Origin of the sequence: Arthrobacter bambusae (genome assembly GCF_022606295.1) — a bacterium.
GTDB lineage: Bacteria > Actinomycetota > Actinomycetes > Actinomycetales > Micrococcaceae > Arthrobacter > Arthrobacter bambusae_A.
This window is the reverse complement of the sequence record NZ_JAHHZS010000019.1, coordinates 67735-85989: the sequence shown is the minus strand read 5'-3', so window position 1 is coordinate 85989 and position 18255 is coordinate 67735. Positions and strand designations below refer to the sequence as shown.

The window sequence follows — 18255 nt, the reverse complement described above, 5'->3', positions numbered from 1 at the left end:
GTGTCTACTCAGTTCCAGGGCGTCATTCCCCCGGTCATCACCCCCCGCCACGCTGACGGACGCGTTGACACCGCGTCCCTGAAGAACGTCACCAAGCACCTGCTCGACGGCGGCGTGTCCGGCCTCTTCGTGTTGGGCTCCTCGGGCGAAGTCCCCTACATGACCAACGAAGAGCGCGACCTCGTCGTCTCCACGATCGCCGACGCGAATGCCGGCGCCGTGCCCCTGATCGTGGGTGCCAACGAGCAAACCACCAACCGCGTCATCGAAGAAGCACGCAAAGTCGTGGATCTCGGCGCCGACGCCATCGTGGTCACCTCGATGTACTACGCCATCGGCAACGCCGAGGAGACCGAAACCCACTTCCGCAGCATCCACGCTGCCGTGGACAAGCCGATCTTCGCCTACGACGTCCCTGTCCGCACCCACTTCAAACTGCCCACCGATCTCCTGGTCCGCCTCGGCCGCGACGGCGTCATCGCAGGCGTCAAGGACTCCTCCGGCGACGACGTCTCCTTCCGCCAACTCGTCCTCGCAGCCAAGGACATCCCCAACTTCGACATCTTCACGGGCCACGAAATCGTCGTCGACGGCGCCCTCCTCGCCGGCGCCCAAGGCGTAGTCCCCGGCCTCGGCAACGTCGACCCCGCCGGTTACCGCCGCCTGTTCGACGCCACCCAAGGCGGAGACTGGACCGCCGCGGCCACCGAACAAGACCGCCTCGCCGACCTCTTCGACATCGTCTACACCCCCAACGGCCGGGTCTCCGGCGGCGCAGCAGGACTAGGCGCCTTCAAGACGGCCCTCCAAATCATGGGCATCATCGAATCCAACACCATGAGCGCCCCCATGCTCTCCCTGAACGCCGAAGAAACCTCCGCAATCCGGACGATCCTCGAACGCAACGGCCTCGTCTAGGGAGGCGGCGCCGGCTCGGCCCGCCTGAGTTTCGGATCGCCGCTCACCTAAGCGGGTTGCAGTCAGCGTCACCTTAGGTGGATTCCAGTGGTCGGGTCGTGCCGGCGGACCAGTTTTGCCGTCCCTTAGCGTTCAGCCCCTCCCCAAGCCTCGCAAGCTCGGCTCGGGCCCCTGGGGCTTCTCTTCCTCCCGACGCCGCATTACCGTCGCTGAGCGACTTCCGCAATGCTCTGGTCGGCGATGCGGGACTACACAAAACCGTCCCTCCGGCACTCGGGCGATCGGGTCACCGCCCGCTTCGGGAGCGTCGGTATCAGTCGGTGCGGCCGGCGATCGGCGAGGCGACAGCACGCTGCGTCAGGTGAGTCGACCGCCTGAGGCGCCGGGCCGGGGTCTTGCGTAGGCGCGCATCGCCGACCAGAGTCGTCTGAAGGTCGCCCAGCGACCGGAAGGCGACGTCGGGAGGTGTCTAAGCGCCGGCAAGGCCGCGGCTTGGCGCTGTCCCAGCCACAGCTAACCCGACCATAGACAAACCGCAGCCAGACGCGGGCGCAACCACAACTGACCAAAAACGCAACCGCAACACGCGGTCTCAACCAAGCAATCGAACGATCCGGAGGACAAAACATGAAGTACGTGGTCGGGGTTGATCTTGGGGGGACGAAGACGGCTGCCGGGGTTGTGGGGGCCGACGGGGAGGTGTTGTTCTCGGAGCAGATTCCTACGTTGAATCGGGGTGGGGGCAACGTGATTTTGCGGGAGACGGCGGCACTCGTGGAGCGGCTCATGCGGCGGGCGGCGGGTGCGGGAATCGACGTCGGGCGTGTTGGCGTGGGTTCTGCCGGGGTCATCGATGCAGTGAATGGTGAGGTGGTTTCTGCGACTGATGCGATTCTGGGGTGGGCCGGGACAAGGTTGACGGCCGGGCTGGCGCAACTCCTTGGCTTGCCGCGGGGCTCGGTCAGTGCAGTCAATGATGTGCATGCGCATGCTTTGGGTGAGGCATGGCGTGGGGCGGCTGCGGGGTCTTCGAGTTCGTTGATGGTGGCTTTCGGGACAGGTGTGGGCGGCAGCTTTGTGCTGGACGGCTCTCCTGTTTTGGGGCACCACTATGTGGGTGGGCACGTGGGGCATTTTGCGTCGCCGTACGCCTATCACGAGGGCACAGCCCTCCCGTGCGTGTGCGGCGGCTCGGGCCACGTCGAGGCGATCGCCTCGGGGCCGGCCATCCATGAGTCGTTCATCCGTTTCGGCGGCTCCTCCGAGGTCGCGGACACGCGTGCCGTGTTTGCCGTGGCCCGCGACGGCGATAGTGCCGCCGCGGCTGACAGTGCTGCCGCCATCAAAGCCATCGGGGCGGGCGCGGGTGCTGCCGGGCAGGCCGTCGGCGGGCTCGTCAACATCCTCGACCCGGAAACGGTAGTGGTTTCCGGCGGTCTGGCGGATGCGGGAGATTTCTGGTGGAAACCCATGGAACGCGCCCTGCGCAAGGAGCTCATGGGCCCGCTTGCTGACATTCCCGTGCTTCCCGCGGCGCTCGGCAATACCGCGGCGATTGTGGGCGCAGCCAAACTCGTCATGAACTGACCCGCGAACGCCCGAAAACCCGAACAACCTCGCAAGGAGAACCCCATGATCTTGACCCCCGACGGCCTCGAAGCCCTCCGCTCGCAGTTGATCGTGTCGTGCCAGGCCTACCCGGGCGAACCCATGCGGGATCCCCGGACCACCGGCCAGGTGGCGGCGTCCGCGGTTATCGGTGGTGCCGCGGCAGTCCGGGTCCAGGGCCTCGCAGACGTCCAGTTCACCCGCGCCGCGGTGGAGGTTCCGGTGATCGGGCTCTGGAAGGACGGGCACGACGGCGTGTTCATCACCCCGGCGCTCCGGCACGCCCTCGCCGTCGCGAATGCCGGCGCTCACGTCGTGGCTATCGACGGCACGCGGCGCACGCGTCCCGATGGCTTGAGCCTCAAGCAAACCGTTGACGGAATCCACGCCGCGTCGCACGCCCTGGTCATGGCCGACTGCGGTTCCTTCGCTGATGCTGTGGCCGCCGTCGAAGCCGGTGCTGACCTGATCGGCACCACGCTGGCCGGGTACACCGGGGAACGTGCCAAGACAGACGGCCCCGACCTTGAGCTTCTCGCGGAAATCGCCGGCGCCGGACTAGGCAAGCCGCTCATCGCCGAGGGCCGCATCCACACCCCCGCACAAGCCCGCCAGGCGCTCGACGCCGGGGCGTTCGCCGTCGTCGTCGGTACCGCCATCACGCATCCGGCGAGCATCACCAGCTGGTTCAGAGGCGCAATGGACGCCTGACCCTGCAGAATCCGTGGCCGGGTCCCTCATCCCGGCCTGTGTCCGGGCGTAGGCTTCTCCCATGGCTGAGGAGAATATCCGGGAATTCGATGTCATCGTGATCGGCGCCGGGGCTGTGGGTGAGAACGTTGCAGATCGCGTGGTCCGGGGAGGCCTCACTTGCGCAATTGTGGAGGCCGAGCTCGTCGGAGGGGAATGCTCCTACTGGGCGTGCATACCCTCCAAAGCGCTCCTTCGGCCGGGAACTGCACTGCACACGGCACAATCAGTGCCCGGGGCGTCGGACTCCGTCACCAAGGTCCTGGACCCCGCACCGGTCCTGAAGTACCGCGACTACTTCACCAACAAATGGCAGGACGACGGAGCGGTCCAATGGCTCGTAGATACGGGGATCGAGCTCATCCGGGGCCGGGCGCGCATCACGGGCCCGCGCGAAGTCCAAGTAGACGGCAAGGACGGCACCAGCTACTCGCTCAAAGCCCATCACGCCGTGGTGGTGGCCACCGGATCCACACCGCTCATCCCGAAAATCGACGGCTTGCGCAACGTCCCCTACTGGACAACCCGCGGCGCCACCTCGGTGCGGCACATCCCTCAACGATTCATCGTGTTGGGCGGCGGGGTGGCCAGCGTCGAGCTTGCCCAGGCTTTCGCCCGCCTAGGCTCGTCGGTTTCGATCGTTGCCCGAGGCCGACTGTTGAGCGCATTTCCCGAGGAAGCCGCCAACTTGGTCGCGGCGGGGCTGCGGGCCGACGGCGTCGATCTGCACCTTGGGGCAGACACGGCGCGGGTCGAACACAACCCGGACACTGCCTTCAGCGTCACGCTGGGCGACGGGACGGTCTTGAAGAGTGACGAGTTGCTGGTGGCCACAGGTCGTCGGCCTTCCCTTGACAATCTGGGACTCGAAAACGTGGGTCTCGACGCCGAAGAGGGCAAGCCTTTGCGCCTCACCACGGACTCGAGCGGCTTGGTTGAGGGCGCAGCGAGCGACGGGACCAGCGGGCTGTGGCTTTACGCAGCCGGCGATGCCGCGGGATCTGTCTTCCTCACCCATCAGGGCAAGTACGAGGCCAGGGCAACGGGCGACGCTATTGTGGCCCGCGCCCAAGGAACCCTCCACGGCACCCCGAAACCGTGGAGTTCCCTGGCGAAGACGGCCGACGAATACGCGATCCCGAGCGTGGTCTTCACGGATCCGGAAGTGGCATCCGTGGGCCCGAGCCTCAAGCAGGCGCTGCAGAAGGGCATCAACGCAAGCTCGGTGGAACTCCCCATCAACGTGTCCGGCTCCCAGCTGCATTCGGAAAATTACGAAGGCTGGGCGCAACTGGTGGTGGACGAGGACCGGAAGGTGGTGGTGGGCGCGACGTTCGCCGGGCCTGGAGTAGCCGAGCTTTTGCACGGCGCAACCATCGCGATTGTGGGCGAAGTCCCACTGGACCGCCTATGGCACGCGGTGCCGTCGTTCCCGACCATCAGCGAGGTGTGGCTGCGCCTGTTGGAGAAGTACGGCCTGTGATGGAGTCTATTTGAACTGACTGGTCAGTTCAGTTACGATTGGAGCAGATAACAGGTTCTGCGAAAGGTCCAATTGTGCTGTCTGCACAGCAACTCCAGATCGACGGCCGCCGGGACGATCTCCTGCCTCCCACGTCCCTCGAAGCCAGGCGGGGGGAACTTCTCCTGGTCAGCGGGGACGGTCAGGACCAGCGCACGGCATTGGCGCTTGCGCTGAGCGGCCGGATGAAGCCCAACAAAGGCCTCCTGAGCTGGGACAACTCCACGAAGACCAAAAAGGTCCGGGCCGCGAGCGCCATCATTGACGCTCCCGGCGTCAACGAGCCCGAGCAGCATTTGAGCGTCCGCGACCTCGTCACCGAAGACCTCTCCCTCATCCCCCGCCGCTACCGCGGCGCGCTCCTCAGCAAGCCGTGGCTCAAGGTCAACCGTTTCGAGGACATCGCCGGACTGTGGATTGAGCAGCTCCCCGCGGACCGACGCCTTGAGCTGCTGATCGCCCTTGCCCTCGCGGACCCGGCCCTTGACCTCCTGGTGCTCGACTCCCCGGACCGCCACAGCGCTAACACCGCGGATTGGCTCCCCCGCCTTGAGCAGTTGGCGTACGACGCCGGGCGGCCGCTCGCCGTCGTCGCGGTTGTTTCTGCCCTCCCGGACACCTGGGACGGCCCGGCCGCGGTGATCGGCAACTCGGTCACGCACGCGGCACCCGCCGAAACCGCGGAACCCGCAGACGCCGCGCAAGAAGATCCCGAAGAAGTACCCGAAACCCTGCAAAGGACCGCAAAGTGACTGTTCTGCGGCTGGCCCGCTCCGAACTCAAACGCATGACCGGCGGGCTCCTGCCTAAGCTGACCATCCTCGCCCTGACCATGGTGCCCCTGCTCTACGGAGCCGTGTACCTCTACGCGAACTGGGACCCGTACGGCAACCTCAACCAGATCGACGCCGCGCTGGTCGTCGAGGACGCGGGAGCCCAGCCGGCCAGCGGCCCCGAGCTGCAGGCCGGCCAGAAGGTTGCCGACAGCCTCGTGCAGAGCCACGTTTTCAACTGGCAACGGGTGACCACGGCGGCCGAAGCCGACGCCGGCGTTGAATCCGGCAAGTACGCCTTCGCCCTGAAGATTCCCAAGGACTTCTCGGCCAACCTGGTCTCGCCCGGCAGTTTCAATGCAGCCAACCAGGCCATGCTCAACGTCACCACCAACGACGCGAACAACTACCTCCTCAGCACCATCGTCGACAAGCTCACCACCGCGGTGCACTCGACGGTGGCCAAGGAAGTGGGCGAGGAAACCGCAAACCAGCTCCTCACGGGCTTCGGAACCATTCACGCCTCCATCGTCAAAGCCTCCGACGGAGCCTCCCAGCTCGCCGACGGCGTCGGCAAGCTGAGCGACGGCGCGGCCACCCTCCACGATGGAACCAGCAAGCTCAGCAGCGGCGCGTCCGAACTCCTGGCAGGCCAAACCAAGTTGCGCGACGGCGCCAACCAGCTGAACGACGGCGCCGGGCAGCTCAGCGCGGGGCTCACGGAACTGAAGAACAAGACCGCGTCCCTTCCGGCCGACTCGCAGAAGCTCGCCGACGGCGCCGCCCAAGTAGCCGCCGGAAACGCGCAGCTGAACGCAAAGGTCCAGGACGTCGTCGGGCAGCTTTCAGCGTTCGACGCCGGCGCGCGGGACCGCGTGGTGGCGTCCAACGCGCGGCTCGTGTCCGCCGGGGTCATCACGCAGGACCAGGCGAATAGGATCTTGGCCGACTTCGACACCGCGGCAGCGTCCGGCCCGGTCACCGATGCCAAAGCCAAGATCTCGGCGGACGCCGCGCAGATCCAGCAGCTTTCCAACGGATCTGCCGCGGTCAGTGCGGGCGCTGCCAAGCTTGCGGGCGCCACGCCGGCGCTGACGGGCGCCATCGGCCAGGCCTCGGCAGGCGCGGACCAGCTCAGCTCCGGCGCCGGGACGCTCGCGGCGGGCGAACAGTCCGCCGTCAACGGCACGGCAGCCCTGGCGGACGGTGCGGCAAAGCTCGACGGCGGCGCGGCGCAGCTTGCGAGCGGTGCCGCGACCGCTGCGGACGGATCCCGCACATTGGCGAGCGAGTTGGCGAAGGGCGCAGGCAAGGTCCCGAACCCGAACGACGCCCAAAAGAGCGAGGTGTCCAAGGTGATCGCCGATCCGGTTGCGGTCAACAACGTTTCGCAGGCCAAGGCAGGGTCCTACGGTGCGGGCCTGGCCCCGTTCTTCCTGACGCTGTCCCTTTGGATCGGTGTGTTCATGCTGGTCCAGGCGATGCGTCCCATCACGCAGCGGGCCCTGGCGTCGAACGCTCCGTCATGGAAAATCGCCGTCGGCGGCTGGCTGCCGTTCTTCGTGGTGTCCGTGCTGCAGGCCAGTATCCTCACCCTCGTGGTGGACCTGGGGCTGGGCCTCAACGCGGCGCACCCCGTGTGGATGTGGTTATTCATGCTGGCTGCGGTCATGGCGTTCACTGCCCTCATCCAGGGCATCGTGGCGCTCCTGGGAACTCCGGGCAAGTTCGTGGTGCTGATCCTGCTGGTCCTCCAGTTGGTGTCGTCCGGCGGAACGTTCCCCTGGCAAACAACCCCCATGCCGCTGCACGTGGTGCACGAGATCATGCCGATGGGTTACGTGGTGACCGGCATGCGGCACTTGATCTACGGCGGCGATTTGTCCATGATCTGGCCGATTGTCCTGGGCCTGCTTGGCTACACTGTGCTGGGAGCCGCGCTTTCCACGCTGGCCGTCCGTAAGCACAAGTTCTGGACCCTCAAGACCCTGAAACCGGAGATCGCGGTATGAGCATGCACGAGCCGGACGTCACCGGGCTCCCGGAGAAGAAGCTCCGCCCGGCGCGCACGAACGCGACCAAGCAGCGCCTTTTCGATGCTTCCATGGAGCTGATCGGCGAGCGCGGCGCGGCGGGCGTCACGGTGGACGAGATCGCGGCCGCAGCCGGGGTGTCGAAGGGAACGGTCTATTACAACTTCGGCAGCAAGTCCGACCTGATCGCCCAGTTGCTGCGCCACGGCGTCGACATCATGCTCGGGCGGCTCCAGACCATCGAGGGCTTGCACTCCGATCCGCTCGAGGCCATGGAAGCCATGCTCGGCCAGGCCATGGACTTCATGGACGACTATCCGTCCTTCGCGCGGCTCTGGATCAGCGAGAACTGGCGGACTCCCAGCGAGTGGGGCAAGCTCTTCGTCGAACTCCGCAGCGAGTTGTTGTCCGTGATCGGCGCGGCGATCGAAAAAGTCGCCACCACGTACCCCGTGGATACGGGAATTGCCCGGGGCAGCCTCGAGGCCGCCATGTTCGGGGCGATCTTCGTGGTGGGCCTTGACCGGCAGACGTACAACCCCGAGCGCACCCGGGAGCAGAGCATAGCGGCCGTCATGACCATCATGCGCGGCTACGTGCTGCGGTAACGGTATGGCAACTGCCGCGCCCAGAGGCGTGGCGCCGCCAGCCGGTCAGGGATGATTGATCCCATGCGTCACATGGGGAACAGCGGAAAGCTTGCGATCGTCTCTGCCGTGGTGTCCGCTGGTTTGCTGGTGCTCCTTGCCATCACCCTCGACGAAAACGTGATGTACACCTTCCTCGGGGTCCTGGCGCTCGGCTACCTTGCGTGCGTCGCGGAGGTCATCGTCCGTCGAAGGCACTTCATGCTGGTTCTCGGAGCCATCTCGTGCATCCTGTTCATCGCGTTCGGAATCGCTTTCCTGCGCATGTGGGGGCTCGCTTTCAACCAGGATGACAACGCCTTGGGCAGCGCGGTGAGCACCAAGGACTCGGACATCTATTTCTACCTCGCCGCCCTTGCCGGCTGCAGTTCCTTGCTGGTCTTGTTCCTGGGGGCGGTCTGGCCGTCCCGCCGTGCGAAAGCGGCGGCCCGTCCGGCAGCCCGGCGTCCAGCGCCCCGGCCTGCTTCGCGCCCTTCCCCGGCACCCGCCAGGCCCGCCCAGCGGCCGGCGGCCCGTCCGGCGTCGGGGGCCGTGAAGCGACCTGTCCCGCGGAAACCGGCCCCGGCCACCTCCGCCAAACGCCCGACGTCGGGAGCGCCGGCTCAGCGCAAGCCGGCACCCAGGCGCTGACTCATTTCGGGCGCGGCCACATCCCCAGGCTTCGCTCGCCGCTGCAGCACGGCAGTGGCCACGCCGCCCAGCAGGAGGAGGCCGCCGGCCAGTTCCGCCGTCGTCGGGACCTCCGAGATGAGCAGCCACGCCGCGGTCATTCCCACCACCGGGACCAACAACGTAAACGGCACCACGGCCGAACTCGGGTACAGGCTGAGTAGCCGGTTCCAGATGCCGTAACCCACCAGCGAGGCGAAGATGGCGGTGTACAGGGCGCTCAGGATGGTCGCCGGCTGAAGGTTGGAAAGGGTCCCGACGACGGCGGCAGGGCCGTCCACGAGGAGCGACAAGGCAGCAAGCGGCAACGGGACCACCGCTCCGGACCAGACCACGAGCCCCAGTCCCGAGGCAGCCTTGGCCTTGCGTGCGATGATGTTTCCCGCAGCCCAGGACAACGCGGCGGCAAGCACAATCATGAGCGGCACCACCGGAGCCACCAGGCTTCGACCGACCGCCACCAGCGCTAGTCCGGCCACACCCAGCACCACGCCCGTCAGCTGGCGCTTGCTGGGCCGCTCGCCCAGGAACCTGGCCGCCAAGAGCACCGTCAGGAGCACTTGCGCCTGTAGCACCAGTGACGCGAGCCCGGCTGGCATGCCGAGGGCCATGCCCAGGTAGAGGAGGCCAAATTGCCCGGCGCTCATGAACAGCCCGACGCCGATGATCGCCTTCCAGCTCACGTTCGGCTTGCGGACGAAGAAGATGCAGGGGAACACCACCAGCACGAAGCGCATGGCGACGAACAGCAGCGGCGGCACGTCGGCCGCTCCACCGCTCCCGTCACTGCCATTCCCGCTTGCGGGGTGTAGGCCAAAGTCGATAGCGACGAAATTCAGGCCCCAAAGGACGGCGACGAGGACGGCGAGTGCTGAGTGTCGGATATTCACGATTCAACTCTGGCAGTCAAAAGGATGAAGCACCAGCGTTGAATTCTGCATCGGATCGTGTACGTTTGCTTCATGATTGAGATTGCGGCGTTGCGTGCCCTCGTAGCCGTGGAACAGCAAGGCTCCGTGGTGGCCGCCTCGGAGGCGATGGGATTCAGCCCCTCGGCGGTCTCCCAACAGATCAAGAAGCTCGAGAAGCAAAGCGGCGTGACGGTCCTGGAACGTCACGGCCGCGGCGTACTGCTGACGGACCGCGGCATGGCGCTGGCCGAGTACGGACGGCGCATCCTGGGCGAATTGGAAGAGCTGCAGGCCACCTTGCTCGCCGACCCTGCGAAGCCAAGCGGCGTGTTGCGGCTCGTGGCATTCTCCACCGCCTGCCGCGGACTGGTGGGGCCGATGCTGGGGAAACTGGGCGCGGCTCAGGCTGGCACGGGCTCGCGGGCGAGTTCCGGGCCTGGCGGCTCCGGGCTTGAAATCCGGGTGGTGGCCGAGGACCCGCGCGAGGCCGTCCAGAGGGTCGCCACCGGTGAAGCCGATCTCGGCGTCGTGCACAACTGGCACTCAGTGCCCCTGGTCATTCCGGAGAACATGGTCCACGAGGACCTCTGCCTGGACACCGCCGACGTCCTGCTCAACTCGGCGCACCCGCTGGCCGGACGGACCGCCGTCGAGCCTACCGACCTCGTGGACGAAAGCTGGATCAGCACGCCGGCCGGGGCCATTTGCAATGAAGCATTGCTGGCAATCCTCGCGGGCCTGGGCCGCGTGCCGGACATCCGCATCTACGACCCCGACTTTTCCACGCATATCGCCATGGTTCAGCAGGGCGTGGCGGTGGCCCTCGTGCCGCGGCTCGGAAGGCCTGAGCTTCCCGCCGGAGTGGTGGCGGTGCCCGTGGTTAACCCGATGCAGCAACGCCAAGTGGGAATCGTGTACCGCAAGACGATGACGGCAAGTCCCAGCATCCGCCATGTGGTGCGCTTGCTGCAGGATGTGGCGGCCGGCCTCGAGGTGGATTAGCCGGGGACTACTTCTTGGGGCGGGGAACGGTGAAGTGGGTCAGCCGGGCATCCTGGCCATCGAGTTCAGCCCACGGCTTCTCGAGTTCCATCACGGTCACGGCGCTCGTGGGGTAGCGCGTGGCGGCGTCCATGTAGGCGTCATGGTCAGAGTCGCGGGAAGCCAGGTGCATCGCGAGCTCCTGCACGCCGGGCATGTGCGAAAAGATCATGAGCGTGGTGACGGTTTCGGGCACGTGGTTGATGACGGTCAACATCCGCTGCGCGGAGGCGGCGTAGAGGCCGTCCTCGAGTTTCGGCGTCGGGGCCTTGTCCCCCAGTTCGCTGCACACCCAGGTGCAGGTCTGGCGGGTCCGGAGCGCGGACGAACACAAGATGAAGTCCGGAATCACGTGGTGCTTGAGGAGCCATTTGCCCGCGAGCGGGGCTTCCCGGTGGCCACGCTCGGCAAGGGGTCGCTCATGGTCCGGCACCCCGAGGGGCCAGTCCGACTTCGCGTGCCGCATGATCACCAGCCGCTTGATGTGATGCTCGCTCATCCCCCCACCCTACTATCCCAACTGACTCGCATTTGTTGCCGTTATGAGGGCTCAAAACGACAACAAATGCGAGTCAGTTGGGTGGGGCTAGATCGAGTATTCCGGAGCGGCCCAGACGATGACCTCGGGGTGCTCGTAGAAGCGGTAGCCCTGGCCGCGGACGGTCCGGACGGTGTTCGCGAGGCGGCCGAGCTTGGAGCGGAGGCGCCGGATGTGGACGTCGATGGTGCGCTCGTTCGGGACTTCTTCGGCGTTGCGCCACAGGCCTTCGAGGAGTTCATCGCGGCCCACGGTGCGGGTGCCGTTCTCGACGAGGTAGTTGAGGAGTTCGAATTCCTTGAACGTGAGGTTCAGGGATTCGCCGTCGAGGTGCACCTCACGGCGGGCGAGGTCGATCAAGACGCCGGACGGCCGGGCTTCCTGGGCAGGCTGCGGGCGGAGCGCTTCGGAGCGCTGGCGGTTGCCAACAGTCGGGTCACCGAAAGTCGAGCGGACGACGTCGAGCGCCGAACCGGGCGCACTGGCCGGGGCTACCGCGACGGCGGCATAGCTCTCGGCACCGGCAACGAGGGACTGTGCGTAAGCCCGGATTTCCTGGGCAAGCTTGGCGATGGACGTTCCTGCGGCAGCGGCGGTGTCTTCGTCAATGCCCATGTAGAGCACGAACCCGCGGGCCACATTGTCGCTGGCAACGGGGCGGATGGAGCGGTCTGCGGGAGCCAGGACGGGCGTGGGCGCAGTCATTGGCGCGGCCTCGTTGGCGGGAACGGCGCGGAGCTGTCCGTAGGAGTTGGGGTTGTAGCCCTGGGGGACGTAACCGGGCGCCTGGCTGCCACCCTGCGGTGCGGGCTGGGCGTAGGCCGGGCGGTTTCCGAAGCCGGGACGCAGGCCGGCGTTCGACGCGGCCTTATTGGCGTTACGGACGGAGATATGGACGTATCCGGATGCAACTGACATGGAGTGCTTACCTCAAAGTGAATAGCCGTCATCGCGGCTTCGAATGCTGGTCTGGTCCCCGCAATGAGATGGGGAGGGGCGCCCGACGCTGGGCAGGGGGCGAATGCCTGAAACTTCCTGGGGTCTGAAGTTAGGCATGCATTCGACAACAGCTCATCGAAAAACCAGCGGGTGCGCTGGGCTCGATCGCTGCGGCTGCAGATGCTGTTGAGTTCTTGTTCACATTTGAAGTGTGCAACGTAACAAAGGGAACTTGCAAGTAACAAAGGGCGGAAACGTCCACATTTTGAGACGAATCGGACTATTGTGCCGCACATCACAATTCAGACATGTCCAAATGTGACCCATTCTCGTTCGCCACACTGGCCGTTGCGCGCGCAATACTCGAATAAAATTTGATTGAATTGCCACTTCCTGAATCTCAAGTCACGTCACGCGCTTGCCCTTGAATCTCGAGATATGAAACAACCCTTGTCCAATCCTGGATCTGCTTCCATCGAAAATTCTTTTGGCAAATCGCCTGTCAGGGCCTTTGCAAGGCTTCTCAACCTCACATCGCGTGGCTGGTTTCCAGCTTCGACGCAGCCCTTGGTTTGGATCGGTACATGTCGGCGTCGGCCTCCATGAGAAGCTGCCGCGCCAATTCTTCCCGCGCTTCGGGGAGCATTGGCCTCATCGCGGCCGTCACGGCTTGGCCGACGGCGAGCTCGACCCGCAGCTGCGACTCGCCCACGATGCACTCCGGATCGAAGCTGTTCAGGATGCGGGAGGCGATCACGGCAATTTCCTCGGGTGATTCCAGGGCCGGGAGGAGAATGACGAATTCGTCACCGCTGTAGCGCGCGACGGTGTCGACGCCGCGGACCGCATCGGCGAGGCGCCCGGCGACATGGCCGAGGACCTCGTCGCCCACTGCGTGGCCGTAGGTGTCATTGATGTCCTTGAAGCGGTTGATATCGCAAAACAACAGGCCGACGTGCAGGCCGTGGTTGCCCGCACGCTCCAAAGCCTCATCGAGGCGCGACGTCAACAAGGTCCGGTTCGGCAAATGGGTCAAGGCATCGTGGGTGGCTTGGTGCCTGGCCTCTTCAAGGAGTTTGGCCCGTTCCAACTCCGATTCTTCGAGCCTGCGCAACGTGGCGGCCAGTTCCCGCTCATAAAGGCGCCTCTCGTGGACGCCAAAAACGACGACGACGTTCAGTTCGGGGGCAGCCGTGTCGAAGGCATCGGGTTTCCGCGTCCGGGACACCGCGAGCAATACCGGCAGCCTTTCGCCGTTGGCGGCGAGGATCTCCACCGCAAGCTCTTTCACCGAGCCGTTGGATTCGATGGCCGGGATGGCGTGGGTCAGGAACATGATCCGGTCCCCGGCCGGCAAGAGGGAGAGCAGGTTCAGCCCCAGCAGCGCTTCCTGTCCGCGTCCCGTCCACTCGTACATCGTCCGGTTCGCGTCGACGATGGTACCGTCGGGCCGGGTGAGCAGGTAACCGGCCGGGGCTGCGTCGAAGATCTGCCGATAGTCAACTGTCCCGTCGGTCATACCGGGGTGCCGAGGTAGTCAAGAAGAGCGTTGACTGTTTCCTCCGGGGCGCTTGTCTGCGGGAAATGGCCGGTCGCGGCAAGCCTGACGAGGACGCTTGTCGGCAGGCGTTCCTGGAGGTAGGTTCCGATGTGTTCAGGAGTGACGACGTCGTCCGTGCTTTGGAGGATGAGCACAGGCAATTCGACGCGGGACAACAAATGACGCACGTCGGAGAGGAAAGCGACGCGGGCAAAATCGCGGGCAACCCTGGGGTTGATCCGACGGAAGCTGCCCTGCAATTCCCGCCCGAACTCGGGTGAGGAGGGGACGTTCATGAACACAGGGGCCATCGCCTCGGCCCAGACAAGGTAGTTGGCGTCCAAGGATTCAAAGAGCTCGTCCAGCTCATCACTGGAATAGCCGCCGAAGTAGCCGTCGTCGGGGTGGTTCATATAGCTGGGCGAAGCTGTCACGAGCACGAGCCGGGCGATGCGCGACTGCTGGTCGGCCGTGGCCGCGGCAATGGCCATCATGGCTCCGACGCTGTGGCCGATCAGCGTCACGCCCCCCAGGTCCAGCTCGGCGCAGATCTCCAGGAGGTCGGCAACGTAGGCGTCAAGGCTCGAGTAGCGGGACGAATCATAAAATGCCTGGTCGGATCCCCCCGAGCCCATGTGGTCGAAGAGAACTACGCGGTATTGCTCCGTCAGGAACGGGAGAATCCGGTCCCACATCTTCTGGTCCGTGCCAAAACCGTGCGCGAACATCAGGACCTGGCCGTCCGTGGCCCCCAAGACCGTGACATTGTGCCGCTCAACCATCGACGCGGTCATGGGTACCCTCAACTCTCCTCGGCTATCGGCCTGACCCCTTCCGCATTTCCGCGCCGGGCTCGTCCGTGAACCCCCGTCCGCCGGCCCTTGTCATCGTACCCAACTGACTCGCATTAGATGTCGTTTTGGGGGCCGATAACGACATCAACTGCGGGTTAGTTGGTGGTCCCGGTTCCTTGGCTGGTTGACGCGGTGGCAGTCACGATCTGGATGGACTGGGCCGTGTACTTGTCGGAATCCTTGAGCGCAGTGACCCGCACGCTGGATCCGGACTTCACATCGGCGAGGGTCAGGGTGGTGCCGGTGGTCCCGCTTCCGCGTTGCCGCATACCTTGAGCTACCACGACGTCCGATCCCAGCACATAGGTTTTCGTGAACCCGTCTTCGCTCTTGACCGTCATGGAGCTCGCCGAGATGTCGGTGACTGTTCCCAGCTGGCCCGCCATGGTGACGTAGCTGCCGTTCTGGAGGACAACGTATTCCGAGTGGACCGCTGCGTTCAGGCCGCCCATGCCCACCCCGAGCCCACCCGGGCCTGCGTTCGTGCCGCCGGGGCCGCCGAATCCGCCCTGCCCGTTCTGCCCGGCACCCGGACCCTGCGCGTTGGTAGTGTCAGCCACCGCGGTCCCGTTACCGGCGGCATATGCGCCGGCTCCTGCCGCCGCAGCGACCACCACCGCGACGCCGCCGACAATGAGGCCCTTCTTCAGGCTCCAATTCTTGAAAAACGAAGGTCGGGGCTGTCCAGCGTTGTATTGCTGCGGACCACCCCAACCGGCGGCAGGCTGCTGGTTCACCGGCTGCTGCGGAGCACCCCAACCGGCGGCAGGCTGCTGGTTCACCGCCTGCTGCGGAGCACCCCAACCAGCGGCAGGCTGCTGGTTCACCGGCTGCTGCGGAGCACCCCAACCGGCGCCGGGCTGCCCGGACTCATCAACGGGGCGGATCACTGGCTGCGGGTGCCCGTTCTCCGGCTCGGAACCAGGTACGGAGGGGTTGTTTTGCTGATCCATGATGTTCTCCATCGAAGTCGAGACTCTTTGGTCGCGGTTGTTCTTGTCCCAATCAGCGTCAGTCGCGTTGCTGTGCGTTGGCTGTGTCGAACTGAAGGCTTCCCTGTGACCTGCAGCGGTGTTGTGTCGGATTCTGCTGGGGGAACCCGCGCAACCTTTGGACAGGTGGCTAGGCTGGGACTCACAGGGTGCTCACAGCAACGGCTAAGCACCGGCAAACCGGCAGATTGGAGAGTTGTCCCATGGCATCCTCGCACTCCATGACCAACAACCTTCCGCAGCTCAGCCACCCGGACGGTTCTCCCATCCGGGCCCTCGTGGTGGACGACGAACCCAGCCTCGCCGAGCTCATGAGCATGGGCCTGCGCATGGCGGGCTGGTCGGTCGCAGTGGCCGGCGACGGTCCGGCCGCAGTGAAGCTCGCCAAGGACTTCCGTCCGGACGTCCTGGTGCTGGATGTGATGCTTCCAGGGTTCGACGGCGTTGAGCTGCTGGGCAGGATCCGCGCCTTTGCGCCCGAGGTTCCTGCGCTTTTCCTCACCGCCAAGGATGACGTGCAGGACCGGATCGTGGGGTTGGCCGCGGGCGGCGACGATTATGTCACCAAGCCCTTCAGCATGGAGGAAGTCCTCCTGCGCCTGCACCGCTTGGTCCAGCGCTCGGGGGTGGCTGCGATGGACACGGCCGAGCTGGTGGTAGGCGACCTGACCTTGAACGTTGACACCCGTGAAGTCACCCGCGGCGGCGAAGACATCCCGCTCACCGCGACCCAGTTCGAACTCCTGCGCTACCTCATGGAAAATCCCAAGCGCGTGGTTAGCAAGGCCCAGATCCTGGACCGCGTGTGGGATTACGATTTCGGCGGCCAGGCCAACATCGTGGAGCTTTACATCTCATACCTTCGCAAGAAGATCGAGGCCAACCATCCGCCCATGATCCACACGGTGCGCGGAGCCGGCTACGTCATCAAGCCTGCCGAATAGCCGGGGCGTCGAATGTCCGCACTCTCGGGTATCCCCCGCCAAACCGACCACAGCTGGTTCAATCCCTCAACCTGGCACTTGCGCACCCGCTTGATCCTCCTCTCCATGGCGCTCCTCGTGGCCATCTGCGGCGCAGTCGGGGTGGTCAGCTATGCCTCCATGGACGTGTTCCTCACGAAGCAACTGGACCAGCAATTGATGCAGGCGTCGCACGGGCGCCCGCCGCAAGGCAACCCCGGCGGCCGTCCGGACCCCCTGGATCCCCGGGGCCAGAGCATCGGCACCTTGAACGCGCGAATCCTTGGCGGCCAGGTGAGCAGCGATGCCGGGTTCCTCTCCTCGGATGCCACCCGTACTCCGTTGTCGCCCAGCGATGCCGGAATACTGTTGGCGCTCCCCTCCGATGGCCGTCCGGTTGATCGCACCCTCTCCAATGGCGGCTACCGGCTGGTAGCCGCCGAAACCCCCTATGGCGATGTGGTCATCACGGGGCTGCCGCTTGCCTCGAAAGAAGACACCGAGGCCTCGCTCGTGTGGACCATGGTGCTGGTGTCCTTGGGCGGGCTGATCCTGATCGGGCTGGCCGGAACCGTCCTGATCCGCCGTACCATGCGCCCTCTGGAGCAACTTTCCGACGTCGCCACGAAGGTATCGAAACTTCCGCTCGACGCCGGTGAGGTGGCACTCGCGGTGCGCGTTCCGGCGTCGGCGGCCCACCCGGGCACAGAGGTGGGAAGCGTGGGCCATGCATTGAACCTCATGCTGGACAACGTCTCGAGCGCCCTCGAGGCGCGCCAGCAAAGCGAAACGAAAGTGCGCCAGTTCGTGGCCGACGCGTCACACGAACTACGCACTCCGCTGACGGCCATCCGCGGCTACACAGAGCTCTTGCGCATGACCGAGACGTTCACCGAGGACGGCCGCAAATCACTGGGCCGGGTGCAAAGCCAGTCCGAACGCATGACCACCCTCGTGGAGGACCTCCTTCTGCTGGCCCGGCTTGACGAAGGCAAGGCCCCGGAGTTCACCGATGTGGACCTCACGCAGTTGGTGGTCGAAACCGTCAGCGACGAGAAAGTCATGGCCCCCGAACACATCTGGCAGCTCAAGCTCCCGGATGAGCCCATCACGGTCCGCGGCGACACCACTCAGCTCCACCAGGTCTTGGCAAATCTGCTCTCCAACGCCCGCAAGCACACGGAGGCGGGTACCACCGTGGTCACCGGCGTCATGCGTTCCGCCGATGGCAGCGCCGTGGTGACCGTGACGGATAACGGGCCGGGCATCCCGCCGGATTTCCAGGGCAGGATTTTCTCGCGCTTTGCCCGTGCCGACGCCGCCCGCTCCGGTTCCGAGGGCACGTCCGGGCTCGGCTTGTCGATCGTGGAATCCATCGTTCAGGCGCATGGCGGTACTGTCGAAGTGGCATCGCGGCCGGGCCGGACGGAGTTTGCGGTGCGGCTTCCGGCGCTGAGGACCGCCACGGCCTGAAGGCCGTCCACAAAATGACGACGCCGGTGCGCGGCGAGCGCAAGTCGACGCACCGGCGTCGTGATCTCCGTTACCCAAATGTGAC

The 18255-nt window shown here is 65.4% G+C and carries 17 protein-coding genes; 11 read left to right on the top strand and 6 right to left on the bottom strand.

Annotated elements, in window-relative coordinates:
- From KNN17_RS14295 to KNN17_RS14260, 8 genes are all read left to right on the top strand, one after another.
- On the top strand, positions 1-918 hold the full coding sequence (locus KNN17_RS14295; protein ID WP_241709697.1) for a dihydrodipicolinate synthase family protein: 918 nt from the start codon (positions 1-3) through the stop codon (positions 916-918).
- Between the two features lie 627 nt (positions 919-1545).
- The gene (locus tag KNN17_RS14290; protein WP_241709696.1) at positions 1546-2505 is read left to right on the top strand and encodes an ROK family protein; all 960 of its coding nucleotides are present in this window, start codon (positions 1546-1548) and stop codon (positions 2503-2505) included.
- A 45-nt stretch (positions 2506-2550) separates the two neighbouring features.
- Complete coding sequence (locus KNN17_RS14285; protein WP_241709695.1) at positions 2551-3237, top strand: N-acetylmannosamine-6-phosphate 2-epimerase; 687 nt, start codon at positions 2551-2553, stop codon at positions 3235-3237.
- A gap of 61 nt (positions 3238-3298) precedes the next feature.
- Complete coding sequence (locus KNN17_RS14280) at positions 3299-4759, top strand: dihydrolipoyl dehydrogenase family protein (RefSeq protein ID WP_241709694.1); 1461 nt, start codon at positions 3299-3301, stop codon at positions 4757-4759.
- Positions 4760-4833: 74 nt separating this feature from the next.
- Positions 4834-5550: an ABC transporter ATP-binding protein gene (locus KNN17_RS14275; RefSeq protein ID WP_241709693.1), complete on the top strand. Its 717-nt coding sequence runs from the start codon at positions 4834-4836 to the stop codon at positions 5548-5550.
- Positions 5547-7583, top strand: coding sequence for a YhgE/Pip domain-containing protein (locus KNN17_RS14270; RefSeq protein WP_241709692.1), 2037 nt, complete (start codon positions 5547-5549; stop codon positions 7581-7583). Before KNN17_RS14275 ends, KNN17_RS14270 begins: the two co-directional genes overlap by 4 nt.
- Entirely contained in the window at positions 7580-8212 is a 633-nt protein-coding gene (locus tag KNN17_RS14265) for a TetR/AcrR family transcriptional regulator (protein WP_241709691.1), read from the top strand. Before KNN17_RS14270 ends, KNN17_RS14265 begins: the two co-directional genes overlap by 4 nt.
- Positions 8213-8275: 63 nt before the next feature.
- On the top strand, positions 8276-8881 hold the full coding sequence (locus KNN17_RS14260; protein WP_241709690.1) for a hypothetical protein: 606 nt from the start codon (positions 8276-8278) through the stop codon (positions 8879-8881).
- Here the strand turns inward: KNN17_RS14260 and KNN17_RS14255 are convergent.
- Positions 8854-9810 (bottom strand): EamA family transporter, encoded by a 957-nt coding sequence (locus KNN17_RS14255; RefSeq protein WP_241709689.1) that lies wholly within the window; start codon positions 9808-9810, stop codon positions 8854-8856. The genes KNN17_RS14260 and KNN17_RS14255 overlap by 28 nt on opposite strands.
- Before the next feature lie 72 nt (positions 9811-9882).
- Between KNN17_RS14255 and KNN17_RS14250 the strand changes: the two genes are divergently transcribed.
- Complete coding sequence (locus KNN17_RS14250) at positions 9883-10833, top strand: LysR family transcriptional regulator (protein ID WP_241709688.1); 951 nt, start codon at positions 9883-9885, stop codon at positions 10831-10833.
- A gap of 7 nt (positions 10834-10840) precedes the next feature.
- On the opposite strand, the gene KNN17_RS14245 is transcribed toward KNN17_RS14250, so the two are convergent.
- The 5 genes from KNN17_RS14245 to KNN17_RS14225 all read right to left on the bottom strand — a co-directional run bounded on the left by KNN17_RS14245 (position 10841) and on the right by KNN17_RS14225 (position 15696).
- Positions 10841-11371, bottom strand: a complete 531-nt coding sequence (locus KNN17_RS14245; protein WP_241709687.1) for a SixA phosphatase family protein — start codon at positions 11369-11371, stop codon at positions 10841-10843.
- Positions 11372-11458: 87 nt separating this feature from the next.
- The gene (locus KNN17_RS14240) at positions 11459-12328 is read right to left on the bottom strand and encodes a winged helix-turn-helix domain-containing protein (protein WP_078106591.1); all 870 of its coding nucleotides are present in this window, start codon (positions 12326-12328) and stop codon (positions 11459-11461) included.
- Positions 12329-12878: 550 nt separating this feature from the next.
- Positions 12879-13868: a diguanylate cyclase domain-containing protein gene (locus KNN17_RS14235; protein ID WP_241709686.1), complete on the bottom strand. Its 990-nt coding sequence runs from the start codon at positions 13866-13868 to the stop codon at positions 12879-12881.
- Positions 13865-14683, bottom strand: coding sequence for an alpha/beta fold hydrolase (locus tag KNN17_RS14230; RefSeq protein WP_241709685.1), 819 nt, complete (start codon positions 14681-14683; stop codon positions 13865-13867). Before KNN17_RS14230 ends, KNN17_RS14235 begins: the two co-directional genes overlap by 4 nt.
- Positions 14684-14838: 155 nt before the next feature.
- Complete coding sequence (locus tag KNN17_RS14225) at positions 14839-15696, bottom strand: hypothetical protein (RefSeq protein ID WP_241709705.1); 858 nt, start codon at positions 15694-15696, stop codon at positions 14839-14841.
- A gap of 242 nt (positions 15697-15938) precedes the next feature.
- Between KNN17_RS14225 and KNN17_RS14220 the strand changes: the two genes are divergently transcribed.
- Positions 15939-16679 (top strand): response regulator transcription factor, encoded by a 741-nt coding sequence (locus KNN17_RS14220; protein ID WP_078106594.1) that lies wholly within the window; start codon positions 15939-15941, stop codon positions 16677-16679.
- Positions 16680-16691: 12 nt separating this feature from the next.
- A complete protein-coding gene (locus tag KNN17_RS14215) occupies positions 16692-18170 on the top strand; it encodes a sensor histidine kinase (protein ID WP_241709684.1) in 1479 nt (492 codons plus the stop codon).
- The last annotated feature ends 85 nt before the right edge of the window (positions 18171-18255 follow it).